This is a genomic window from Pseudomonas avellanae BPIC 631 (assembly GCF_000444135.1).
Lineage (GTDB): Bacteria > Pseudomonadota > Gammaproteobacteria > Pseudomonadales > Pseudomonadaceae > Aquipseudomonas > Aquipseudomonas avellanae.
On sequence record NZ_ATDK01000217.1, the window covers coordinates 1 to 23,251 of the forward strand.

The 23,251-nt window shown below is 59.6% G+C and carries 17 protein-coding genes and 2 pseudogenes; 8 read left to right on the forward strand and 11 right to left on the reverse strand.

Annotated elements, in window-relative coordinates:
* Positions 1 to 320: 320 nt before the first annotated feature.
* The 3 genes from clpB to rluD all read right to left on the reverse strand — a co-directional run bounded on the left by clpB (position 321) and on the right by rluD (position 4,732).
* A complete protein-coding gene (gene clpB, locus DW49_RS0108565; RefSeq protein WP_005614629.1) occupies positions 321 to 2,885 on the reverse strand; it encodes an ATP-dependent chaperone ClpB in 2,565 nt (854 codons plus the stop codon).
* A 159-nt stretch (positions 2,886 to 3,044) separates the two neighbouring features.
* Positions 3,045 to 3,773 carry a peptidoglycan editing factor PgeF gene (pgeF, locus tag DW49_RS0108570; RefSeq protein ID WP_024420884.1) on the reverse strand — a complete coding sequence of 243 codons (729 nt, stop codon included), beginning with the start codon at positions 3,771 to 3,773 and terminating at the stop codon, positions 3,045 to 3,047.
* Positions 3,770 to 4,732 (reverse strand): 23S rRNA pseudouridine(1911/1915/1917) synthase RluD, encoded by a 963-nt coding sequence (gene rluD / locus DW49_RS0108575; RefSeq protein ID WP_003381266.1) that lies wholly within the window; start codon positions 4,730 to 4,732, stop codon positions 3,770 to 3,772. Before rluD ends, pgeF begins: the two co-directional genes overlap by 4 nt.
* 149 nt (positions 4,733 to 4,881) lie before the next feature.
* Between rluD and DW49_RS0108580 the strand changes: the two genes are divergently transcribed.
* The 7 genes and pseudogenes from DW49_RS0108580 to DW49_RS01000000128225 all read left to right on the forward strand — a co-directional run bounded on the left by DW49_RS0108580 (position 4,882) and on the right by DW49_RS01000000128225 (position 14,682).
* Complete coding sequence (locus tag DW49_RS0108580; protein WP_003381267.1) at positions 4,882 to 5,904, forward strand: outer membrane protein assembly factor BamD; 1,023 nt, start codon at positions 4,882 to 4,884, stop codon at positions 5,902 to 5,904.
* Positions 5,905 to 6,033: 129 nt separating this feature from the next.
* Positions 6,034 to 6,273 (forward strand): PP0621 family protein, encoded by a 240-nt coding sequence (locus DW49_RS0108585; protein WP_057403016.1) that lies wholly within the window; start codon positions 6,034 to 6,036, stop codon positions 6,271 to 6,273.
* Positions 6,263 to 7,858, forward strand: a complete 1,596-nt coding sequence (locus DW49_RS0108590) for a sensor histidine kinase (protein ID WP_005614622.1) — start codon at positions 6,263 to 6,265, stop codon at positions 7,856 to 7,858. The genes DW49_RS0108585 and DW49_RS0108590 overlap by 11 nt, the downstream gene beginning before the upstream one ends.
* A 2-nt stretch (positions 7,859 to 7,860) precedes the next feature.
* Entirely contained in the window at positions 7,861 to 9,201 is a 1,341-nt protein-coding gene (locus DW49_RS0108595) for a sigma-54-dependent transcriptional regulator (protein ID WP_005614620.1), read from the forward strand.
* Between the two features lie 581 nt (positions 9,202 to 9,782).
* Positions 9,783 to 10,400, forward strand: a complete 618-nt coding sequence (locus tag DW49_RS0108600; RefSeq protein WP_005614619.1) for a TetR/AcrR family transcriptional regulator — start codon at positions 9,783 to 9,785, stop codon at positions 10,398 to 10,400.
* 81 nt (positions 10,401 to 10,481) lie between these two features.
* Positions 10,482 to 11,598, forward strand: a pseudogene (locus DW49_RS01000000128220) (efflux RND transporter periplasmic adaptor subunit).
* Positions 11,595 to 14,682, forward strand: a pseudogene (locus tag DW49_RS01000000128225) (efflux RND transporter permease subunit). The pseudogenes DW49_RS01000000128220 and DW49_RS01000000128225 overlap by 4 nt, the downstream one beginning before the upstream one ends.
* Positions 14,683 to 14,692: 10 nt before the next feature.
* Here the strand turns inward: DW49_RS01000000128225 and thiO are convergent.
* The 7 genes from thiO to DW49_RS0108645 are packed head-to-tail and all read right to left on the reverse strand — an operon-like array spanning position 14,693 to position 21,616.
* A complete protein-coding gene (gene thiO / locus DW49_RS0108615; RefSeq protein ID WP_005614615.1) occupies positions 14,693 to 15,796 on the reverse strand; it encodes a glycine oxidase ThiO in 1,104 nt (367 codons plus the stop codon).
* Positions 15,797 to 15,824: 28 nt separating this feature from the next.
* The gene (locus tag DW49_RS0108620; RefSeq protein WP_005614613.1) at positions 15,825 to 16,223 is read right to left on the reverse strand and encodes a type IV pilin protein; all 399 of its coding nucleotides are present in this window, start codon (positions 16,221 to 16,223) and stop codon (positions 15,825 to 15,827) included.
* 11 nt (positions 16,224 to 16,234) lie between these two features.
* Positions 16,235 to 19,435 (reverse strand): pilus assembly protein, encoded by a 3,201-nt coding sequence (locus tag DW49_RS0108625; protein WP_005614612.1) that lies wholly within the window; start codon positions 19,433 to 19,435, stop codon positions 16,235 to 16,237.
* Entirely contained in the window at positions 19,422 to 19,913 is a 492-nt protein-coding gene (locus tag DW49_RS0108630; RefSeq protein ID WP_005614611.1) for a pilus assembly PilX family protein, read from the reverse strand. The genes DW49_RS0108625 and DW49_RS0108630 overlap by 14 nt, the downstream gene beginning before the upstream one ends.
* Before the next feature lie 11 nt (positions 19,914 to 19,924).
* Complete coding sequence (locus tag DW49_RS0108635; protein ID WP_005614609.1) at positions 19,925 to 20,632, reverse strand: PilW family protein; 708 nt, start codon at positions 20,630 to 20,632, stop codon at positions 19,925 to 19,927.
* Positions 20,629 to 21,144 (reverse strand): type IV pilus modification protein PilV, encoded by a 516-nt coding sequence (pilV, locus tag DW49_RS0108640; protein WP_005614607.1) that lies wholly within the window; start codon positions 21,142 to 21,144, stop codon positions 20,629 to 20,631. Before pilV ends, DW49_RS0108635 begins: the two co-directional genes overlap by 4 nt.
* The gene (locus tag DW49_RS0108645) at positions 21,134 to 21,616 is read right to left on the reverse strand and encodes a GspH/FimT family pseudopilin (protein WP_003381286.1); all 483 of its coding nucleotides are present in this window, start codon (positions 21,614 to 21,616) and stop codon (positions 21,134 to 21,136) included. The genes pilV and DW49_RS0108645 overlap by 11 nt, the downstream gene beginning before the upstream one ends.
* Before the next feature lie 131 nt (positions 21,617 to 21,747).
* Here DW49_RS0108645 and DW49_RS0108650 point away from each other — a divergent pair, with 131 nt between their 5' ends.
* Positions 21,748 to 22,248 (forward strand): GspH/FimT family pseudopilin, encoded by a 501-nt coding sequence (locus DW49_RS0108650; protein ID WP_005614605.1) that lies wholly within the window; start codon positions 21,748 to 21,750, stop codon positions 22,246 to 22,248.
* A gap of 6 nt (positions 22,249 to 22,254) precedes the next feature.
* Here the strand turns inward: DW49_RS0108650 and ispH are convergent, their stop codons facing one another.
* Positions 22,255 to 23,202 carry a 4-hydroxy-3-methylbut-2-enyl diphosphate reductase gene (gene ispH / locus DW49_RS0108655; RefSeq protein ID WP_005614604.1) on the reverse strand — a complete coding sequence of 316 codons (948 nt, stop codon included), beginning with the start codon at positions 23,200 to 23,202 and terminating at the stop codon, positions 22,255 to 22,257.
* Positions 23,203 to 23,251: the final 49 nt, after the last annotated feature.

A 23,251-nucleotide genomic window follows, 5' to 3' on the forward strand; every position in this document is an offset into this window, starting at 1 on the left:
CCAACTGAGCTATCGCGGAACTATCGATTTCAGATTCAACATCACTACCTGTAGCCTTGAAACCAGCTCGCTGTTAACTCATTGATTTCAATCTCATCGACCTTTGCGCTTCGTTTGTATCGTTGCGTTCACGTCTCTGAGGCGCGCTATTCTACAATTTTAAAAACACCTGTCAACCCTATAAATTGCTTTTTAAGACAATGATTTGCGATTTTTTTTCAGATGGCCTTTCGAGGCCGATTTTACTGCTGGCAGCCCCCTCATGAAAAGGGCCCTCATCCCGAGAGCCCTTCTATAGAGGAGAGAAGTCGACGCGCCGATCAGCCAAACACGATCTCGTCGTCGACCACCTTGCCGGTGATGCTGCTGCCCGGCTCAAAGCCACCCGAGAGGATCAGTTGCGCCAGCGGGTTCTCGATCCAGCGCTGTATGGCGCGCTTGAGTGGCCGTGCGCCATAGACCGGGTCGTAACCGACGGCAATCAGCTTGTCGAGCGCCTCGGGGCTCAGCACCATTGTCAGCTCGCGCTCGGCCAGACGTTTGCGCAGACGGCCCAGCTGGATATCGGTGATACCGGCAATCTGATCACGCGCCAATGGCTCAAAGATCACCACTTCGTCGATCCGGTTGACGAACTCCGGACGGAAGTGAGTGCTGACTGCGTCCATTACCGCCGCACGCTGCGCCTCGCGATCACCCACCAGTTCCTGAATCTGCGCCGAGCCCAGGTTGGAGGTCATGACGATCACGGTATTACGGAAATCCACTGTCCGCCCGTGGCTGTCGGTCAGGCGTCCGTCCTCAAGCACCTGCAGCAGGATGTTGAAGACATCGGAGTGCGCCTTCTCCACCTCATCGAGCAGGATCACCGAGTACGGCTTGCGACGCACGGCTTCGGTCAGGTAGCCGCCCTCTTCGTAACCGACATAGCCCGGTGGTGCACCGATCAGGCGAGCCACGGAATGTTTCTCCATGAACTCGGACATGTCGATTCGCACCATCGCCTCTTCGGTGTCGAACAGAAACTCGGCCAGCGCCTTGCACAGTTCGGTTTTACCCACGCCGGTGGGGCCGAGGAACATGAACGAGCCGCTTGGGCGATTAGGGTCAGACAACCCGGCACGCGAGCGCCGCACGGCGTTGGAAACCGCCACCACGGCCTCCTCCTGACCGATCACCCGGTTATGCAGCAGGGTTTCCATGCGCAACAGCTTCTCGCGCTCGCCCTCCAGCATCTTCGACACAGGAATACCGGTCCATTTGGAGACAACTTCGGCAATTTCTTCTTCGGTCACTTTGCTACGCAGCAGCTGGTTCTCGGGCTTGCCGTGCTGATCGACCATTTGCAGGCTGCGTTCCAGGTCCGGGATGATGCCGTACTGCAACTCGGCCATGCGGTTCAGGTCACCACGGCGACGCGCCGCTTCCAGTTCCTGACGGGATTGCTCTATTTTCTGCTGGATCTGCGCAGAACCGGTGACTTCGGCTTTTTCCGACGTCCAGATTTCTTCGAGATCGGCGTATTCCTTCTCAAGCCGCACGATTTCTTCCTGGAGTTTTTCCAGGCGCTTTATGGCCGCCTCGTCCTTTTCCTTCTTGAGCGCCTGAGCTTCGACTTTCAACTGAATCAGGCGTCGTTCAAGACGGTCGAGCACTTCAGGCTTGGAGTCGATCTCCATGCGAATGCGGCTGGCCGCTTCGTCGATCAGGTCGATGGCCTTGTCCGGCAACTGGCGATCGGTGATGTAGCGATGGCTCAGCTTGGCCGCGGCGATGATCGCGCCGTCGGTGATCGCAACCTTGTGATGCACTTCATAGCGTTCTTTCAGGCCACGCAGAATGGCGATGGTGTCCTCTTCGCTCGGCTCGTCCACCAGCACTTTCTGGAAACGACGCTCAAGGGCGGCGTCCTTCTCTATATATTGGCGGTACTCGTTGAGCGTGGTGGCGCCGACGCAATGCAACTCGCCCCGAGCCAGTGCCGGCTTGAGCATGTTGCCAGCGTCCATCGAGCCTTCGCCCTTACCGGCGCCGACCATGGTGTGCAATTCGTCGATAAACAGGATGATCTGGCCTTCCTGCTTGGACAGCTCGTTGAGCAGCGACTTCAAGCGCTCTTCGAATTCGCCACGGTACTTGGCACCGGCAATCAATGCGCCCATGTCCAGCGACAGCAGACGCTTGCCGCGCAGGCCATCCGGCACTTCGCCGTTGATGATGCGCTGCGCCAGACCTTCGGCGATGGCGGTTTTACCCACGCCCGGCTCACCGATCAGCACCGGGTTGTTCTTGGTACGGCGCTGCAGAACCTGAATGGTGCGACGGATCTCGTCATCACGGCCAATCACCGGGTCAAGCTTGCCCTCTTCGGCGCGCTTGGTCAGGTCAACGGTGTACTTGTCGAGCGCCTGACGCGACTCTTCGATGTTCGGGTCATTGACGGCACCTTCGCCGCGCAGGTTATTGATGGCATTTTCCAGGGCCTTCTTGCTGACGCCCTGCCCCAGCAACAACTTGCCTAGCTTGCTGTTCTCATCCATTGCCGCGAGCAGCACCAGCTCGCTCGAAATGAACTGATCGCCCTTCTGCTGCGCCAGTCGGTCGGCCTGATTGAGCAGGCGCGCCAGGTCCTGCGACATGTTCACGTCGCCGGTCGGGTTCTGAATTTTAGGCAGTCGGTCCAGCTCAGCGCTCAGTTCCTTGCGCAGGCTGTTGATATCGAATCCGACTTGCAGCAGCAATGGCTTGATGGAACCGCCCTGCTGCTCGAGCAGTGCCTGCATCAAATGCGCAGGCTCAATGGCGGGATGGTCGAGGCCAACGGCCAACGACTGGGAATCCGATAACGCTAACTGTAATTTACTGGTCAATCTGTCGATACGCATTAGTCACCTTCCTTTTAATGCAGGCCGGAGCAATGAACACACCTATAACGAAAACCTGCTGAATAGTCAGTTAGATGCGGACGATTCTGCGTGTTTCAAGCGGGCGTAGGCTGATACAGATCAGGCAAGCCTAGCTGGCTGGCGCAAAAGAGCCCGTGTTCAGGCGTGATCGATCCAGATCAGTGAGGCGAAGCGCCCGGTGCGCGCGGCACGGCGGTAGGAATAGAAGCGCGAATCCGTAAAGGTATCCAGCCCGCAGCCATAGACAGCAGTAATACCGTGGGCCGCCAGCCGCAAGCGGGCCAGCTTATAAATGTCAGCCATGAAACGATCAGGATTCGAACTGGCGACAAACGCCTGCGCCGTTTGAGGATGACTGCCAATAAAGGCTTCGCGCACCTCTGGGCCGACTTCAAACGAAGGCTGGCCGATGGCAGGGCCGAGCCAGGCCATGATGTCTTCTGGCTTGCTGTGCAGGCTGTCGGCGGTCGCCTCCAGCACACCGGCCGCCAGCCCGCGCCAACCTGCATGCGCTGCGGCGACACGTGTGCCGTCGCGACGACAGAACAATGCAGGCAGACAATCGGCCGTCATGATGGTGCAGGCCACGCCGGGGCTGCTTGTCCAGCTGGCATCGGCTTCGACAACCCGGGACGGATCGGCATGAGCAACGTCCACGCCATGCACCTGGCGTAACCAGGCGGGCTGAACATTCAGATGAGTGGTCAGGCGCAGGCGATTGCTCGCCACCGCCGATGGGCTGTCATCGACATGATCGCCCAGATTGAAGCTGTCGAACGGAGCCAGACTGGCCCCGCCCGAGCGGGTAGTAACGCACGACTTGATCTGTGCTGGCGCAGGCCAGTCAGGTATCAGCCAGTCATTCACCCGATGAACGCCTCGCGATCCTGCTTGAGCAACGACAGCAACCAGACGAAGTCGTCGGGCAGTGGCGATTCCCAGCTCATGCGCTTACCAGTGATTGGATGATCAAGCTCCAGGAAACGCGCATGCAACGCCTGACGCGGGAAGGTTTTGAGCGAATCGACCATGGTCAGGCTGGCCGCTGGCGGAATGCGGAAACGACCGCCGTAGGCCGGGTCTCCGACCAACGGGTAGTTGACGTGCGCCATGTGCACACGAATCTGGTGCGTGCGGCCGGTTTCGAGCTTGACCCGAACGTGGGTGTGCGAACGGAAACGCTCCAGCACGCGGTAATGGCTGACCGCCTGCTTGCCGCCTTCCATCACCGCCATACGCTGGCGCTGCTGGCCGTGCCGGCCGATCGGCGCGTCGATCTTGCCGCCTGCGGTCACCACGCCGATCACGATGCACTCGTAGATACGGCTGACACTGCGGCTCTGCAACTGGGTCACCAGTTGGGTCTGCGCCTGAATGGTCTTGGCGACCACCATCAGACCGGTGGTGTCCTTGTCCAGACGGTGCACGATGCCGGCACGCGGGACATTGACGATGTCCGGCACGTGGTGCAGCAAGGCATTGAGCAGCGTGCCGTCGGCGTGACCGGCAGCCGGATGCACCACCAGACCTGCCGGCTTGTTGATGACGAGGATCTGATCGTCTTCATAGATGATGTCGAGCTCGATGTCCTGAGCGACCCATTCACCCTGGGCCTCCTGCTCGGCAATCAGCTCGAGAACAGCGCCACCATGCACGATGTCACGAGGGCGCAACACGCCTCCGTCCACAGTCAGGCGGCCGTCCTTGATCCAGGCGGAAAGGCGCGAGCGCGAGTGCTCAGCGAATAATTGTGCGGCGACTTGATCGAGGCGTTGACCGCCCAATTCGGACGGCACCTCTGCGCGGAGTTCTATATTTTCGGACATGACCAGACTAGGTGGCGGCTAGCCTTTGGTTTCGGCAGCGCGCTTGTGGTTAAATACGGCGTCTTTTGTCCCGCCGGTATCGCGGGGCGCTCATCATAACAGGACGGCCCCGCCCAAGACAGCAGGCCGTTATAGGGACGCAAGCCGCCATGCAAGTGAAACACCTGCTGCTGATCGCCATCCTCGCATTGACTGCGGCCTGTTCGTCGAAGGAAGTCATCGACGAAAACCTCAGCGAAGTCGAGCTGTACCAGCAGGCGCAGGCCGACCTGGGAAATAACAGCTATAACAGCGCCACGGAGAAGCTCAAGGCGCTGGAATCACGCTATCCGTTCGGTCGCTATGCCGATCAGGCCCAGCTCGAGTTGATCTACTCGAACTACAAGAATGGTGAACCCGAAGCAGCCAAATCCGCTGCCGAGCGTTTCATTCGCCTGCATCCGCAGCACCCGAACGTCGATTACGCGTACTACATGAAGGGCCTGACTTCCTTCGACCAGGACGTTGGCCTGCTGGCCCGCTTCCTGCCGCTGGACCAGACCAAGCGCGACCCCGGTGCTGCCCGCGACTCGTTCAACGAGTTCGCCCAGCTGACCAGCCGCTACCCAAACAGCCGTTATTCGCCTGACGCCAAGCAGCGCATGATTTACCTGCGCAACCTGCTGGCCTCCTACGAAATCCACGTGGCCGACTATTACCTGACTCGTCAGGCCTATGTCGCCGCGGCCAACCGTGGCCGTTACGTGGTGGAAAACTTCCAGGAGACGCCATCGGTCGGCGACGGCCTGGCTGTCATGGTCGAGTCCTATCAGCGTCTGCACCTTGACGACCTCGCGGCCACCAGCCTCGAAGTGCTGAAGACCAACTACCCGAACCACCCGCAACTGGCGGACGGCAAGTTCACCCCGCGTCAGGCCGAAGCCGATAACCGCTCGTGGCTGTCGAAAGCGACCCTGGGCCTGATCGACGGCAGCGCGCCGCTGCCACCGGGCCAGACCCGTGCCGATCAGGACATCAAGAAGCAGTATCAAGACGCCAAGGACTCCATCCCGAAAGAGCTGTTGCCGGAAAATCAGGCAGAACTGGACAAGCAGGCGGAAAAAGACGCCGAAGCGAAAGGCACCAAGAGCCGTTCGTGGTTCAGCTACATGACCCTGGGTCTGTTCGACTGATCTTCTCTGCATCAGTAAAGAGGCCTGCGGGCCTCTTTTTTTATGCATCACATTTATAAGACACAGCCACTGTGCGCCCGCCTGCCGCTTGGCTACACTGCGCCATCGTCAATCACTAAGCTGGTAGTCATGGTTCGCTTACTCATGTGGGTCGCGTTGATCGCGGCGGTGATCTGGTTCGTCAAGCGCCTGATCAATCCCCCCAAGCCCAAGCCACGCGCAGAGCCGCCTGAAATCGCTGCTACCCCGATGGTGCGTTGCGCACACTGCGGCGTTCACCTGCCTCAGGATCGCGCACTGAGCCAGGAAAAACAGTGGTATTGCAGCGAGGCACACCGACTGGAAGGCCCTGCGGCACGTGACCGCTGATACGCCTTCGCTTACCAGCCCGCAGGCACAACGGATTCTGCGGCTGTATCACCTTTATCGACTGACCATTGGCGTCGTGCTGGTTCTGTTGATCTCCAGCAGTCTGGAAACCGAGTTGCTGCAACTGGCCAATCCGAATCTGTTCCGTTCGGGTTGCTGGCTGTACCTGGTGTTCAACATTCTGGTGGTGGTGCTGCTGGAACGCCCCAGCCGCCAGGCGCAGCTGTTTGGCTTGGCGATGACTGACGCAATCATGCTTTCCGCGCTGTTTTATGCGGCCGGCGGGCCGTCGAGCGGCATCGGCAACCTGTTGATCGCGTCCGTGGCGATCAGCAACGTGCTGCTGCGAGGCCGTATCGGCCTGTTGATCGCCGCCGTTTCTGCCATTGGCATCATCTACCTGACGTTCTATATCAGCTTCGGCACACCTTCGGTGTCCAACGACTACGTGCAGGCCGGCTCTCTGGGTGCGCTGTGCTTCGCCGCCGCGCTGCTGGTGCAGGCACTGACTGCGCGCCTGCAAGTCAGCGAGGGGCTGGCCGAGCAACGGGCAGCGGATGTCGACAGCCTTGAAGAGCTCAACGCTCTGATCCTGCAACGCATGCGCACCGGCATTCTGGTGCTGGATGCGCGCCGTCAGGTGTTGCTGGCCAATCAGGGGGCCTTGACCCTGCTGGGCCACGAACGGCTGGTCGGCCAGGTCATCGACGCTTACTCGCCACAGTTGGTCGAACGCCTGCGCCAGTGGCTGATCAACCCGATCATGGTGCCGCGCAGCATCACCACTTCATCGATCGGGCCTGTGCTGCAACCCAGCTTTGCCGCGCTCAATCGGGGCGACCAGCGCCAGACGCTGATCTTCCTTGAAGACCTGTCGCAGATTGCCCATCAGGCGCAGCAGCTCAAGCTTGCCGCGCTGGGCCGCCTGACCGCAGGCATCGCCCACGAAATACGTAATCCGCTGGGCGCGGTCAGCCACGCTGCGCAGTTACTCAACGAGTCGGAAGACCTCAGCGCGCCGGACCGCCGTCTGGGGCAGATTATTCATGATCAGTCGCAGCGCATTGATCGGGTGATTGAAAACGTCCTGCAACTGTCTCGCCGACGCGAAGCACAGCCGGAACTGCTCGACCTGAAAGTCTGGCTGGAAAATTTTGTCAGCGACTTTCGCAGCTCGGCGGCTACGGATCAGTCGATTCATGTGCAAATCAGCCCCGGCATGCTGACCACTCGCATGGACGCCGGTCAACTGACCCAGATCATCACCAACCTGGTGCAGAACGGCTTACGTTACAGCAGCCGCAGTCACCCGTCGGCGCAAGTCTGGCTGAAGCTGCAGCCAGACCGGGAAAGCGATTTACCGATTCTGGAAGTCCTGGACGACGGGCCGGGTGTCAGCGAACAACACCTGAGCAAGATTTTCGAACCGTTTTTCACCACGGAAAGCAAAGGCACCGGCCTGGGTCTATACCTTTCCCGTGAATTGTGCGAAAGCAATCAGGCGCATCTGGAATACATTCCCCGACCACACGACGGTGGCAGCTGTTTGCGCATCACCTTCGCCCACCCGTTCAAAACGAGCTGAGCATGAGCCCACGGCAAAAGATCCTGATAGTCGATGATGAGCCGGATATTCGCGAACTTCTGGAGATCACCCTCGGGCGCATGAAGCTCGACACCCGCAGCGCTCGCAACGTCGCCGAGGCCCATGACTGGCTGGCCCGCGAGCCGTTCGATATGTGCCTGACCGACATGCGCCTGCCCGATGGCAACGGCCTGGAACTGGTGCAGCACATCCAGCACGGCTACCCCCATGTGCCGGTGGCGATGATCACCGCCCACGGTAACCTGGACACGGCGATTCATGCGTTGAAAGCCGGAGCCTTCGATTTTGTGACCAAACCGGTGGACCTCAACCGGCTCCGCGAACTGGTCAATAGTGCGCTGAGCCTGCCCTGCGCCACTCAACCGGTGCGCAGCATCGACAGCCGTCTGCTGGGTGATTCGCCGCCGATGCGCACCCTGCGTAACCAGATCGGCAAGCTGGCGCGCAGCCAGGCGCCCATTTACATCAGCGGCGAGTCGGGCAGCGGCAAGGAGCTGGTGGCCAGGCTGATCCACGAGCAAGGGCCGCGCATCAACAAACCCTTCGTGCCGGTCAACTGCGGGGCGATCCCCTCCGAATTGATGGAGAGCGAATTCTTCGGCCATCGCAAAGGCAGCTTCAGCGGTGCCCACGAAGACAAGCCGGGCCTATTCCAAGCGGCGCACAACGGGACGCTGTTCCTTGATGAGGTCGCCGATCTGCCGCTGGCCATGCAGGTAAAACTGCTGCGCGCGATCCAGGAAAAGTCCATCCGCAGCGTCGGCGGTCAGCAGGAGCAGGTCGTGGACGTGCGTATTCTGTGCGCCACCCACAAGGACCTGAATGTCGAAGTCGCTGCGGGCCGTTTCCGTCAAGACCTGTATTACCGACTTAACGTGATCGAACTGCGCGTGCCTTCATTGCGCGAGCGGCGTGAAGACATCGATCAGATTGCAGCCAGCGTTTTGCGACGGCTTGCCGGCAACGGCGCTCAGCCCGTCGCGCGCTTGCATGCGCAGGCTCTGGAAACACTGAAAAGTTATCGATTCCCTGGGAACGTGCGCGAACTGGAAAACATGCTGGAGCGCGCTTACACCCTCTGTGAAAACGATGAAATCCACGCCAGCGACCTGCGCCTCGCCGAGTCCGCCAGCCCCCAGACACAACAGGGTGCGAACCTGGCTGATATCGATAACCTGGAAGACTACCTGGAAAGCATCGAACGCAAACTCATCCTCCAGGCCCTGGAAGAAACCCGCTGGAACCGCACCGCCGCGGCCGAGCGGCTCAGTTTGTCATTCAGATCGTTGCGCTACCGGTTGAAGAAGCTGGGGCTGGATTGACTGCACAGGTTGACTATCGTGCCAGGCGCTCTGCGCTCAGAGTAATACGCAAATCCTGAAGATTCCGGAACACGGCACTTTCAAGCTTCTGCCCGCAGGGCGTGGGAGCGGACCGGGCGACGCTTCGCTTGTTCGCGAAGACCGTATTTCAGGCGATGCACTTTCGGAGAATGTACCGCCCCTTTCGCGAACAAGTTCGCTCCCACGCCCTGCGGGCAGAATCAAAAGCGGACCGGGTGCTGCTTCGCTTGTGCGCGAGCGGTCGGATGACTCATTCACGGTCCATCGGAATGAATGTAAGAGCGGACTTGTCCGCGAATGCTGTACTGCAGGCGATAAATATTCTGCGGATGTAAAGCCCTCTTCGCGGACAAGTCCCCACGCCCTGCGGGCAGAATCAAAAGCGGACTTGCTTAGTACGATGAGCGCTGGAGCGTGAGGAACGATAATCTCGACTATCGTGCCGGCGCTCTGCGTCCGGTGCTGTTGGGTGCCGCGAGCGTTGAGGCCAGAATAATCGTGACCCTATTCAGGAAAAGTCACTTATTGTCCACTCACCTCAATGTCAGTAAGCTGCGCCTATGAACAAAACCATCAGCAATCCCGCAGCAGGCCGTGGTCCGGTGGACCATGAGATTCGTGATCAGATCGTGATTGCGGCCACAGAACATTTCAGTCAATACGGTTACGGCAAGACCACTGTGTCCGATCTGGCCAGGGCTATCGGGTTTTCCAAAGCGTACATCTACAAGTTTTTCGAGTCCAAGCAGGCCATCGGCGAGATGATCTGCGCCAACTGCCTGAGTGAAATCGAAGCAGAGGTCAGAGCCGCAGTCAACGAAACGGACCGCCCACCCGAAAAGCTGCGGCGCATGTTCAAATCGGTCGTCGAAGCCAGCATTCGCCTGTTCTCGCAGGACCGCAAGCTGTACGAGATCGCCACGTCGGCAGCGACCGAACGCTGGCAGGCGACGTTGATTTACGAGGACAACCTCAAGGCCATTCTTCAGGGCATTCTGCAGGAAGGCCGGCAAACCGGCGACTTCGAGCGTAAGACGCCCCTTGATGAAACCGTCATGGCGATCTACCTGGTAATGCGTCCCTACATCAACCCGCTGCTTCTGCAGCACGGCTTCGATCACACCGACGAAGGGCCGAGTCAGTTATCCAGCCTGGTACTGCGCAGCCTGTCGCCGTGACAAAACAATGGTTGTGACCATTGACTAATTTGGTCACTAGAATCAAAGTGCAGGTATCGATCACTGCACGTTGAGATTCCCATGCTCCGGCACCGCTTCGCTTTGCTTGTTCTTGCCAGTGTTCTGCCGGTGGCCCTAACCGCCTGCAGCGAAAAAACGCAACCGGACCCACGCACAGAAGCGCCGTTGGTGCGCGTGGCGATCCTCCAGGAGGCCAGCGCAGCGCCCCGCTCGTTCACCGGCACCGTGGCGGCACGGGTGCAAAGCGACCTCGGTTTCCGGGTGTCCGGCAAGGTGCTGGAGCGCTTTGTCGATACCGGGCAGGCCGTCAAGCGCGGCCAACCGCTGATGCGTATCGACCCTGCCGACCTGAAGCTTGCTGCGCACGCACAACGCGAAGCTGTGACGGCGGCCAAAGCGCAGGCAAAGCAGGCGGCGGACGAAGAGGCGCGTTACCGAAGCCTGCGCAGCAGCGGCGCAATTTCAGCCTCCAGCTACGACCAGATCAAAGCGACGGCGGACTCGGCCAAGGCTCAACTCAGCTCGGCCCAAGCGCAGGCCGAAGTGGCCCTCAACGCGACCCGATACGCAGACCTTGTAGCGGATGCCGACGGCATCGTCATGGAAACCCTCGTTGAACCTGGCCAAGTCGTCAGCGCAGGGCAAGCAGTGGTGCGCGTGGCGCACGCCGGGCCGCGTGAAGCCGTCATCCAGCTGCCGGAAAACCTTCGCCCTCTTATAGGTTCTGCCGCCCAGGCCATGCTGTTCGGCAACAAAGACCTCAACGCCACGACACGGCTGCGACAGCTATCGGACGTCGCGGACCGCCAGACCCGCACCTTCGAGGCACGTTATGTGCTGGAAGGCGAGATGGCAAATGCGCCGCTGGGCACCACCATTACCGTGAAGATCCCCAGTGCGGATACTGCCGGGCAGAGCACGCTGCAGGTGCCCATCAGTGCGTTGTACGACGCTGGCAAAGGGGCCGGGTGTCTGGGTCATTCAAGGGGAGCCGGCACAGGTTAACTGGGCACCGGTAGTGGTTCAGCACCTTGATGACGAGCACGCCCGCATCAGTACGCAACTCAAACCTGGCGCGCGGATCGTCGCACTCGGCGCACACCTTCTGCATGAAGCTCAGCAGGTGAGGGTGATCGCTCAAGCGAGCGTCGCTGTGGCGGAGGGTGCGCGCCCATGAGCGAAGGTCGTTTCAACCTGTCAGCGCTGGCCGTGCGCGAGCGTTCGATCACCCTGTTCCTGATCTGCCTGATTTCGCTGGCCGGGGTCATTGCCTTTTTCAAACTGGGCCGCGCCGAAGACCCGGCCTTCACGGTCAAGGTAATGACCGTGGTATCGGTCTGGCCGGGCGCAACCGCCCAGGAGATGCAGGATCAGGTGGCGGAGAAGATCGAAAAACGCCTTCAGGAACTGCGCTGGTACGACCGCACCGAAACCTACACGCGGCCTGGCATGGCATTCACAACCCTGACCCTGCTCGACAGCACGCCGCCGTCGCAAGTACCGGATGAGTTTTATCAGGCGCGCAAGAAAATCGGTGACGAGGCCATGACGCTTCCGGCCGGGGTTATCGGGCCGATGGTCAACGACGAGTATTCGGACGTTACCTTCGCGCTGTTCGCGCTCAAGGCCAAAGGCGAGCCGCAGCGCGTGCTGGCACGTGACGCCGAATCGTTACGTCAGCGCTTGCTGCATGTGCCGGGCGTGAAGAAGGTCAATATCGTGGGCGAGCAGCCCGAGCGCATCTACGTCGAGTTCTCCCACGAGCGACTGGCAACGCTGGGTATCAGCCCGCAAGAGGTATTTGCTGCGCTGAATAATCAGAATGCGCTTACCCCGGCAGGCTCGGTCGAAACCCGCGGGCCGCAGGTGTTCATTCGGCTCGACGGCGCTTTCGATGAGCTGCAGAAGATCCGCGACACGCCGGTTGTGGCTCAGGGCCGCACGCTGAAGCTGGCGGACATTGCCACGGTCAAACGCGGTTACGAAGACCCGGCAACGTTCATGATTCGCAACGGCGGCGAACCGGCGCTGCTGCTGGGGGTCGTCATGCGCGATGGCTGGAACGGGCTGGACCTTGGAAAGGCGCTGGATCATGAGGTGGGCGCGATCAACGCCGAGCTGCCCTTGGGCATGAACCTGAACAAGGTCACGGACCAGGCCGTCAACATCAGTTCGGCGGTCGATGAGTTCATGATCAAGTTTTTCGTCGCATTGCTGGTGGTCATGCTGGTCTGCTTTATCAGCATGGGCTGGCGTGTGGGCGTTGTGGTGGCTGCCGCCGTACCGCTGACCCTGGCGGTGGTCTTCGTAATCATGGCCATGAGCGGCAAGAATTTCGACCGCATTACATTGGGTTCGCTGATTCTGGCGCTCGGGCTGCTGGTCGACGACGCGATCATCGCCATCGAAATGATGGTGGTGAAGATGGAAGAAGGTTACGACCGCATCGCGGCCTCTGCGTACTCCTGGAGCCACACCGCCGCGCCCATGTTATCCGGCCACCCTGGTCACCGCTGTCGGCTTCATGCCGAACGGTTTTGCGCGCTCCACGGCAGGCGAATACACCAGCAACATGTTCTGGATCGTCGGTATCGCGCTGATTGCCTCGTGGGTGGTCGCGGTGTTTTTCACACCCTATCTGGGCGTGAAGCTGTTGCCTGAGGTGAAGCAGGTCGAAGGCGGCCATGCAGCACTTTACGACACGCCGCGCTACAACCGTTTCCGCCGGGTGCTGGCGCACGTCATTGCAGGCAAGTGGCTGGTTGCAGGCTCGGTCATCGGGTTGTTCGTTCTGGCCGTGCTTGGCATGGGGCTGGTCAAGAAACAGTTCTTTCCGGTGTCAGACCGCCCCGAAGTGCTGGTCGAACTGCAGATGCCTTACGGCACCTCGATTGCTCAAACCAGCGCAGCCGCGGCCAAAGTGGAACGCTGGCTGGCCGAGCAGGCAGAAGCCGGGATCGTCACCGCCTACATTGGCCAGGGCGCGCCACGTTTTTACATGGCGATGGGGCCGGAATTGCCTGATCCGTCATTTGCCAAGATAGTGGTGCGCACCGACAGCCAGGAACAGCGCGAGACACTGAAACACCGCTTGCGTCAGGCTATTTCCGAAGAGCTGGCTGGCGAGGCGCAAGTGCGCGCCACACAACTGGTCTTCGGCCCGTATTCACCCTACCCGGTCGCCTACCGCGTTACCGGCCATGACCCGGACACACTGCGCAGCATTGCGGCGCAGGTGCAACAGGTGCTGAGCGCCAGCCCGATGATGCGCACCGTCAATACTGACTGGGGCACGCGCACCCCAACGCTGCATTTCACCTTGCAACAGGACCGGATGCAGGCCATCGGGCTGAGTTCCAGCCAGGTCGCGCAACAATTGCAGTTCCTGCTGACCGGCCTGCCGGTTACGGCGGTGCGCGAGGACATTCGCACCGTGCAGGTAGTTGCCCGCTCGGCTGGCGACACCCGACTGGATCCGGCAAAAATCATGGACTTCACCCTGACAGGCGTCGATGGGCAGCGTGTTCCGCTGTCGCAGATCGGCACAGTCGATGTGCGCATGGAAGAGCCGGTCATGCGCCGGCGCGATCGCACGCCAACCATCACCGTACGGGGCGACATCGCCGACGGCCTGCAACCGCCAGATGTATCGACGGCCATTACCCGGCAGTTGCAGCCGATCATCGACACGCTGCCCAGTGGCTACCGGATCGATCAGGCAGGTTCAATCGAGGAATCCGGCAAGGCAATGGCGGCGATGTTGCCACTGTTTCCGATCATGCTGGCGGTCACGCTGATCATCCTGATTCTTCAGGTGCGTTCGATATCGGCCATGGTCATGGTGTTTCTGACCAGCCCGCTGGGGCTGATCGGCGTGGTGCCTACGCTGATCCTCTTTCAGCAGCCATTTGGTATCAATGCGCTGGTCGGGCTGATCGCACTGTCCGGCATTCTGATGCGCAATACGCTGATCCTGATCGGCCAGATCCACCACAATGAACAGACGGGGCTCGACCCGTTTCAAGCCGTGGTCGAGGCCACCGTACAACGTGCACGCCCGGTGATACTGACAGCGCTGGCCGCCATTCTGGCGTTTATCCCGCTCACCCATTCGGTGTTCTGGGGCACGCTGGCCTACACGCTGATCGGCGGCACATTCGCAGGGACAGTGCTGACCCTGGTGTTTCTGCCAGCCATGTACTCCATCTGGTTCAGGATCAGGCCAGGGGGCAGCGAGCGACTGGAAACACAGCCCGCCTGAACTCAGTCAGTCAAAAATGCAGACGGCCTACCGGCGAGTAAGGCGCAGGATCGATGATCGGCGGGCGGCCCAGCAGCAAGTCGGTGAGTAGCTGGCATGAGGCAGGTGCCAGCACCAGACCGTTGCGGTAATGGCCGCAGTTGAGCCACAGCCCGTCGAAGCCAGCCAGTGGTCCGATGAAGGGAATGCCTTCGGGCGAGCCGGGACGCAGCCCAGCCCATTGGGCAATGGGTTCGGCGTTGACCAGCTCGGGAAGCAATTCGATGGCCGACGCCTTGAGGCTTTCCAGCGCAGCATGCGTGGTGGTCTTGTCGAACCCCTCATGCTCCAGCGTGCTGCCGATCAGAGTATGGCCATCGCGGCGCGGGATTGCGTAGCGCCCTTTGGCCAGGACCATGCTCGACAGGAAGTCCGACGCACATTTGTAGAGGATCATCTGCCCTTTCACCGGCTCGACCGGCAGCGCCAGGCCGAGGGTTTTGAGCAAGTCACCGCTCCAGGCTCCCGCAGCCAGAATCACCCGGTCACCGGTCACATCGCCTGACGGCGTGCTCACGCCTGAAATCCTGCTGCCCTCGCGCACAAAGCCGCTGACTTCGCACTGCTCGCGAATGTCTACGTTGGGCATCGCCAGCAGCGCGGCCTTGAGCGACTTGACCAGCCGGGGGTTGCGCACATTGGCCACGTCGGCCATGTAAATCGCCCGAGAGAAGCCTTGCCCCAGCACCGGCACGGCATCGTTCACTGCCGAGATATCGACACTGCTCAATGGCCGGTTTTCACGCGCAGCCCAGTCGAGAGCGGCCTGTTCGTCGTCAAGGTCGAGCCAGTACAGGCCGGTTTTGTGAACTTCGGGGTCGATACCGGTTTGCGCAAGCAGACGCTCGGCGAGGTGCGGGTAGAAGTCCTGCGACCAGTGCGCCAGCGCGGTGACTGCCGGGCTGTAGCGCCATGGATAAAGCGGCGAAACAATCCCGCCGCCTGCCCAGGAGGACTCTTGCCCGACACCCGAACGATCCAGCAATACGACGTTGACCTGCTCGGAGGCGAGATTGAAGGCGGTCAGCAGACCTATGACACCGCCGCCGACAATGACTACTTTTTGCTTGGGCATCTTGGTCTCGGGACAAGGGAAAACGGTTTTAGCGACCCCAGCAGTCTTTGGTGGTGACGCCAGTGGTCGCGCCTGAGTTACTGCGAGCACCGGTATTGGTGATGACGAAACTGCCGCATTTGTCGCCGGCCATCAATGTGTTGGGGATAGGTGTTGCGGTCAGGGTGAAGTCGGTGACGGTGGGGACCGACGCTATTGTGTAATAAGAGTTGCCCCCGCTTACGGCTATTCCGACATAGGTTGCTGTTCGCGAAAACCCACGCTCGAGTGCCTGGGTTTGCTCGGAAAGCAGACTGGCGATAGCCGAACGCTGAGTGCGCTTCACGTATTCGGTATAACTGGGGTACGCGATGGCGGCCAGAATACCGACAATCGCCACGACGATCATGAGTTCGATCAACGTAAAGCCCCTGGATGTCGCTCGCATGATTCGTTTCCCTATTGGATTTGTCGCCACATGATGCGTTGGAAGACGTTGGCGCTGCCGCCTTTTTCAAGCAGTTTGGTGGGCGTACCGCCACTGGAGTCAATCATGTACTTGTTATCGTTGGCACCGTTGGTGCCTGCGACGATAGAGGCAACAACCGGAATACCGGTACCAATGCCAAGACCGCCAACAATCAGATCGGACGAGTTGATATCGCCGTCATTGTTGGTGTCCAGCACCTGATAGTTCAGCATGCTGCCCGTCGCGGCATTGAGTTCGAACAGGCGCCCGGTGCCGGTGCTTTCACACGGGTCGGTAGAGTTGACGGCCGCCGTGGTGAAGATGATACGACCACGAGAGGTTTGCGCGGGGTAGATAATCCGCTCGCCCACGTAAGGAGCAGCCGTTGACAGTGGCATGTACCAGCCTTTCTTTGTCCCCCAGTCCACATCGTTGGTCGTGGTGGTGAAGTAGGTATTACCGTTACCGACCACGGTGCCATTCACAGCCTGAGCTTGCAGGTTCGCCTCCACGATGTTGCCTGATGCACTGTCGGCGTCCCAGATGGCGTAGAAATCCTGCAACGCGCTGGTTTGCTTGTCAGCTGTCTCACTGAATTTACCGGTGCCAAAGTACACAAGCTTGCCGTTGAGTGGGTGGTCCAGCAACAAGGGCTGGACAGTGATCGACTGGTTGGCGCCACGAGGCGTGGTGAACAACGGCACCCCGCCGAAAGCGACCTTCCAGCTGGACGCCGCAGCGCCACTCATGTCGAACTTCCACAGACGCCCCTTGAGATCACCCGCATAAGCGGCCTGAACGATGTTCTGTGAATCGACACGCAGCTTGACCGATGACAAGCCGTTATCCGTCTCGCTGCCACTGACCGGGGTGGGTATTTCGGCAATCAGCTTCCCGGTGTTGGCGTTCAAGACAAACAGCGATGCCCGTCCGGTGAAACTGCCATAACCGTTACCAACAACGACGATGCCTGTGCCGTCAGCCATACGTGCCACATCGGGCTTGGAATAGGTGTACCCCAGGTTGTTGAAGGCATTGGTGGTGTCGGACGCGTCCGGTGCCTTTACCTCCCACAGTGCGCCGACGTTATCAGCGGTGCCTTCAAACAGCCTGATCGCAAACAGGGCCTTGCCGCCAGCACCCAACCCGGAGTAGGCCACCGTGCGCCATGCAGACCCGGCGGCTGACTGAGTATCAAACACCGATATCTGGCCATCCACCGTAAATTTGTGAGCACCGGAGCCATACGAGGTAGCAGAAATAGTTGCTAGCGAAGTCAGGGAGGTAGACGGCATATAAGCGTATTTACGAGCGCCGGTGCCCGCGTCAATCACGTTGAAAAAACCGTCGTTGGCGTTGGTCAGCAGGCTATAACTCATGTTGTTGGCTTTGGTGGACAGATAAGTGGTGTAACTGGTGTCACCCAGCAGGTCAGCGGCGGTCTTCTCCGTGGGCAGCGCAGCCCCCAGCGATGAGTTGACGATATCGCCGAGCAACAGGGTGCGGGTACGCAGATTTGCGTTCGCGGTGCCTTTGGCCCAGGCAATCATGTCCGCGCCGGACACACCGTTAGGCAATGTTGCCGTGAACGCGTCACGCTGCGCTTGCGTGAATCTCGTAAAATCCAGGGGGATTTTTGCAGGGCTCGCAGCGGTATTCCAGGATTCGAAGACTGGCGCCTGAGCGCTGGTGGTAATGGTGGTGTCGGTCGTCCAGAACGGGGTGCTCAACGCCCCTGTCGTCGCATCAAGATTGTAGGCCCTGATGGTGCCGTGCCAGTCACTCGGGTCATAAAGGGTCTGATAGAACCGGCTGCCCGCCTGGAGCGTTGACGAGTTGGCCGCGCCGCCCCCGCCAGAGCCCGCCTTGGCATAGATATCGCTCAACGCAAGGCTCAACGCACTGTTCAAACCGGCGCTGTCGTTGGTCTGGAAATACTTGCCATGCCCATGATTGTTGTCGGCAGCATCAATCAGCATCTGGTTGTCTGCGGTAAAACCGATGGTGTAGGTCGTCATGTTTTGCTGCGCAAAGCCGTCGTTATCCCAGCTTCTACCAGTCAGGTCGGTGGCAGGTGTGCTGGTGCTGCGGCGCATGTCGATGTCATAGGCAAACTTGGCCAGGTCATCCAGGTAAAGCGTATCGCCCTCGCCGTCGCCGCTGAGATTGGCGCCGTCATTGGCAGCGTTCAGGTCCCAGTTAGGCAACGAGCGGGATGTATTGAGCACATCTTCGGGGTCGTTGGTGGGGAACGTCCGGTCATAGGTAGGCAAGCCGTCCGTAATGAATACGCCGAAGTTCTTCTGGCAACGGTACTGAATGGGGCTGGTATAAGTGGTCGGAGCTCCGCTGTAGCTGTAGTAAGGCGTCATGCCACGAAAATAGCGTGTTATCTCGTAGTAGGTTTCAGCGAGAGGCGTATTGGAGTCGCCCCTGAGAGCGTTGATTGCAGTGTTGAGCGCGGCAATATTTTTGTTCGCCTGATCCTGAGTGACCCCGCCGTTGTTATACGTAGTGCTGGCAACCGGAGACAGGTCTACGACTTCCTTGGCAATCTTTCCGCCCGGGCCTGAATCCGAGTTGGTGGGCTGATTGTAGCTGGCCAGCCCGAATCTCAGCGTCTTGTTGTTGGCGACAAGATTCAGTGAAACCGTGCGCGCTACGTTGATACGGTAATCGTTGGGAATGATGTTATTGACGGTAAAGTCTTTGACATTCGAGTTGGTCGCCGCACGCGTCAGGTCGATCAGGTAAGACAGATAATCTGCGGTATACCGCGTGGTGCTCTCGTTGGCTGCTGGATCGGGCAGTTTCAGGCAGTACGCTATATTGGAGCGCGCCAGATACGTATAACCGGAACCACATCCATTCGCCGAGGTAGCACTCAGCAACAGCGTGTCATCGCCTTGAATGGAAACGCCGTTGCAGCCAGAACGAACACATCCCGCTGGCTGAGCATAAATAATTGCTGGACGGTTGGTTATCGTCGGATCAAACCCGGCTGCCCAGATAATGTTGTACATGCTCCCCGAGTTATCGACCATCAGCATCACATTGGGCGGCACAGCAGATGCACTTAACAGCGGGACCTGGGCTGGCGTGAACGCATACACGGGCGTAAGCGCATAAAAAGCCAAAAGCGCACCGCCGAGGTACTTCAGGCTGCGACGGAGTTTCTCAGCAATTGGCATAAATACTCTCCAGCACAGTGCGCGACGTGCCTTGAATAGCGACTGATGTCACACGGTACAACGTTACCGTGCCGGTACAGGTGGGCGGACGACTTATAGGTGTCGCTGTGGTTCCCAGATTCTGTACACCGTAGAACCCGCCTGGCGCAGCCAGCCAGCTTACGCCGGACGCTCCCACTCCCGCAGCCGTCAGGGTAGTTGATTCAGCGGGTGGTAGGCAGTTGGTACACTTGGCCAGCGTGTACCCTACCACCTTGATCGATGACTCTCCCCGCCTCAACACCGCTTCGGCGGCCTGGAAAGACAGGTTGCGAATCTGCACACTGCCTGCCATCTTTTCCTGCAATGTAGCGTTCTGCATGGAAGAAATACCCAACAGTGTCAGCAGCAGCAGAAACACCAGGCTGACCAGCAGCACCATGCCGCGCTGCCTGGCAGGGAACGTGTTTTGCAACTTGAAACGCGTGGTTCTGTTCATGCCGGGCCCGTTCAAAAGCGATTACGCAGGTAAGCAACGACGTTGTATTGCTGGCTCTTGACGATGCCGTTCTGGCCATCCTGCATTGTCAGGCTGATACGCACGCTGCGTATGTCAGGCGCATTGGCGGCGGTGATAACCGAGGTGTAGGACATCGGATTACCCGCCATGCCAAAAGAGACAGAAAAGTCAGCGACGTTTTGCAACAGCGGCTGCGGCTTAGTCGAGTCTCCGGGCCTGATCGTCAGGTCGGTGCCGCTGAAGGCGTAAATCCACTGGCGAATGGGAAACGCGGTCTCCCCGGTACCCGGTGTTCTTGCGCCGGAATAAAGCTGGGTCGTTGTCTGGCAGTTAGAAACGATCGTCCAGGTCGGCGTACTGCCAGCCGTCCCCACGTCCGAGGTCACCAGCGTCAGCGTTTTGCTCGCGTTATCCCACAGAATCGGGGTGGTGAATGCGGTAGGCCATACGATCGCTGGAGAAACAGGCGTGACGTTTTTATAATTCAGGCAGCCGTACATCCCGGACATCCTGATTTCCTGGATCAGCTTGCTCAGAATGAAGCGCGCATCTTCCTGCATGCGTGCGGCGGCGTTCTGGCTCTGATAGGTGCCTCTTGAAGCCGTAAATATCTGGATGATCCCCAAGCTGACCACCAGCCCCAGCACCAGCGCCACCATGATCTCGATCAGCCCGAAGCCTCTGGAAAACTTCTTCATGGGTCGACTCCCACACGCGAGGTCAGAACGAACACTTGCCCGGATGCGGTTGCGGCTGTGTTGCTAATAGCGTTATCACTAGCCCCCGTGGCACGCGCGTCGCTCCAGCCAATGGTGATGGTGACAGCGGGGGCGCTACTGACGTCTATGCTGCCCGTGCCACTTGCACCTGCAAACGTGGTTATATTCTTGCTGAAGTCGGACAGGTCCTGATCTCGGGCTTTGTTCAAATTGGCAGCCGGGGCCGCGGCCAGATTTGCCAGGGAATAGGTCGCCAGCACATTGGTCGAACCATTGGCGCTGGCGTTGCCGTCCACATTGGCGCGAATGCGGTCCATCATGTCGTAGGCGATGAAGCTTGCCTGGCTTCTCAGGGTCGAACTGTCGGTGTACTTGAGGGCGTTCAACTGGATCGCGGCAGCGCCCAGCAGGCCGATTGCCAGGATCAGTACCGAAACCAGCACCTCGATCAGGGTCATGCCGGTCTGGCGATGTCGGGTTTCATTGGGCATTGCAGCTTCCGCCGAGGACGATCCGGCCTGTCAGGCAGATATTCATGATTTTGGTAATGCTGCCGCGGGTGTAGGTCATTGCCAGTGCCGTTGCCGGGGCAATCAGCCCCCCCAGGTTGTTGAACTCAAGCGCCGAGACATTATTGTCAGCGACCAGCGTGCCACCGCTGCTCATGGCTGCCACCTTGCGAAGTGCGGTAGGCGGCGTGCCGGTGTCTGATTTCAGATAAACCTGCAGTTCGCCCGTCCACGCCGTGCCGCTGGTCGGCGCAATGCGCACCGTTACTCCCCTGTTTATCGCCTCAAGTCGCGCATAGTTGAGCGCGCGCTGCAAATCACTGAGTTCGGTGTCGGCCTTGTTGCTTTGAATGGAGCTGGTAAAACTCGGGACAGCGATAGCCGCAAGGATGCCCACCAGGGACACAGTGACTAACAATTCGATGAGGCTGAATCCCTTGGCTATATGACGCATTGAGTGTCTCCTAGACGTTACGACTATAAGGCAGCAATGCCGCTGGAAAATCCATAGCGGGACGTACGGTTGTTTTGCGACGACGAACGCCCGCAAGGTTCTGTAACGGCGGTTTCCAGGGAGGAACGCACATGAAGCATGCAGGGTTCACACTGATCGAATTATTGATCGTCGTTGCACTGGTGGCCATTCTGGCCAATGTCGCAACACCTTCTTTCAAGCAACTGATCGACTCCAATCGCGGGCTCGTCGCCGCTCAGGAGCTGGCCAGCGGTATCCGTTCGGCAAGAGTCGCCGCTATTACACGCAATCAGATTGTGACGATTCACGCCATTGAAGAGGACTGGAGCAACGGCTGGCGGATCATACTCGACCTGGACGGCAAAGGCCCCGACGAAAAAGATACGCTGCTGGTAGAGCGCGCCAGTGGCGGCAAGCCTCGGGTGGTCGGCAACCGTAAAGTCACGGAGCGACTGAGCTTCAATGGCCTGGGCAACCTGCGACATGTAACCAACGGCACGCTGCATGTGTGCCTCGACGATCAGCCGGCCAGCCACTATCGCGTGATAGTGGCACCGACTGGACGGGTCAGGATCGAGGACACAAAGCGTGACGTTGCGTTGTGCAGGTAAGCAGCCTCAGAGCAGCGACTTGACCCGCAGCTCTTTAGGCAGGGAGAAGGTGATGTTCTCTTCGCGACCAGCCAGCTCATCCGCGCCGGTTGCGCCCCAGGCCTGCAATTGCTGGATCACGCCGCGCACCAGCACTTCCGGGGCCGATGCGCCAGCGGTGATGCCGATACGCTCGACGCCGTCGAACCAGCCCTGCTGCATATCCTCGGCACCATCAATCAGGTAAGCCGGGGTGGCCATGCGCTCGGCCAGCTCGCGCAGGCGGTTGGAGTTGGAGCTGTTCGGGCTGCCCACCACCAGCACCACGTCACACTCGTCGGCCAGTTGCTTGACCGCGTCCTGGCGGTTTTGCGTGGCGTAGCAGATGTCGTCCTTGCGTGGCCCGCCGATGGCCGGGAAGCGCTTGCGCAGCGCGTCGATCACCCGGCTGGTGTCGTCCATCGACAAGGTGGTCTGGGTCACGAACGCCAGCGACTCGGGGTTGCGCACCTCAAGGCTGGCAACGTCCGCTTCGTCTTCGACCAAGTAGATCGCGCCGCCATTGACGGCATCGTACTGGCCCATGGTGCCTTCGACTTCCGGGTGACCGGCGTGGCCGATCAGGATGCACTCGCGGCCATCGCGGCTGTAGCGGGCGACTTCAATGTGCACCTTGGTCACCAGCGGACAGGTGGCATCGAATACTTTCAGGCCACGACCGGCAGCTTCGGTGCGCACGGCCTGGGAAACACCGTGGGCACTGAAGATGACGATGACGTCGTCCGGCACCTGATCAAGCTCTTCAACGAAGATCGCGCCACGAGAGCGCAGGTCTTCGACGACAAATTTGTTGTGAACAACTTCATGGCGCACATAAATCGGCGGACCAAACACTTCCAGAGCGCGATTGACGATTTCGATCGCGCGGTCCACTCCGGCACAAAAGCCGCGGGGGTTGGCGAGTTTGATTTGCATGCTGTGCCTCATGGTTGGTACGGGGCAGCCCGGCCTGGGCCGGGCTTGA

Excerpts from the sequence above, each read along its gene's own strand:
- pilV (WP_005614607.1), bottom strand. The coding sequence starts at position 21,144 with ATGCCCAATGAAACCCGACATCGCCAGACCGGCATGACCCTGATCGAG.
- thiO (WP_005614615.1), bottom strand. The coding sequence starts at position 15,796 with ATGCCCAAGCAAAAAGTAGTCATTGTCGGCGGCGGTGTCATAGGTCTG.
- DW49_RS0108630 (WP_005614611.1), bottom strand. The coding sequence starts at position 19,913 with ATGAACAGAACCACGCGTTTCAAGTTGCAAAACACGTTCCCTGCCAGG.
- DW49_RS0108595 (WP_005614620.1), top strand. The coding sequence starts at position 7,861 with ATGAGCCCACGGCAAAAGATCCTGATAGTCGATGATGAGCCGGATATT.
- DW49_RS0108650 (WP_005614605.1), top strand. The coding sequence starts at position 21,748 with ATGAAGCATGCAGGGTTCACACTGATCGAATTATTGATCGTCGTTGCA.
- DW49_RS0108635 (WP_005614609.1), bottom strand. The coding sequence starts at position 20,632 with ATGAAGAAGTTTTCCAGAGGCTTCGGGCTGATCGAGATCATGGTGGCG.
- DW49_RS0108645 (WP_003381286.1), bottom strand. The coding sequence starts at position 21,616 with ATGCGTCATATAGCCAAGGGATTCAGCCTCATCGAATTGTTAGTCACT.
- DW49_RS0108625 (WP_005614612.1), bottom strand. The coding sequence starts at position 19,435 with ATGCCAATTGCTGAGAAACTCCGTCGCAGCCTGAAGTACCTCGGCGGT.
- ispH (WP_005614604.1), bottom strand. The coding sequence starts at position 23,202 with ATGCAAATCAAACTCGCCAACCCCCGCGGCTTTTGTGCCGGAGTGGAC.
- DW49_RS0108580 (WP_003381267.1), top strand. The coding sequence starts at position 4,882 with ATGCAAGTGAAACACCTGCTGCTGATCGCCATCCTCGCATTGACTGCG.
- DW49_RS0108620 (WP_005614613.1), bottom strand. The coding sequence starts at position 16,223 with ATGCGAGCGACATCCAGGGGCTTTACGTTGATCGAACTCATGATCGTC.
- rluD (WP_003381266.1), bottom strand. The coding sequence starts at position 4,732 with ATGTCCGAAAATATAGAACTCCGCGCAGAGGTGCCGTCCGAATTGGGC.
- DW49_RS0108585 (WP_057403016.1), top strand. The coding sequence starts at position 6,034 with ATGGTTCGCTTACTCATGTGGGTCGCGTTGATCGCGGCGGTGATCTGG.
- clpB (WP_005614629.1), bottom strand. The coding sequence starts at position 2,885 with ATGCGTATCGACAGATTGACCAGTAAATTACAGTTAGCGTTATCGGAT.
- DW49_RS0108600 (WP_005614619.1), top strand. The coding sequence starts at position 9,783 with ATGAACAAAACCATCAGCAATCCCGCAGCAGGCCGTGGTCCGGTGGAC.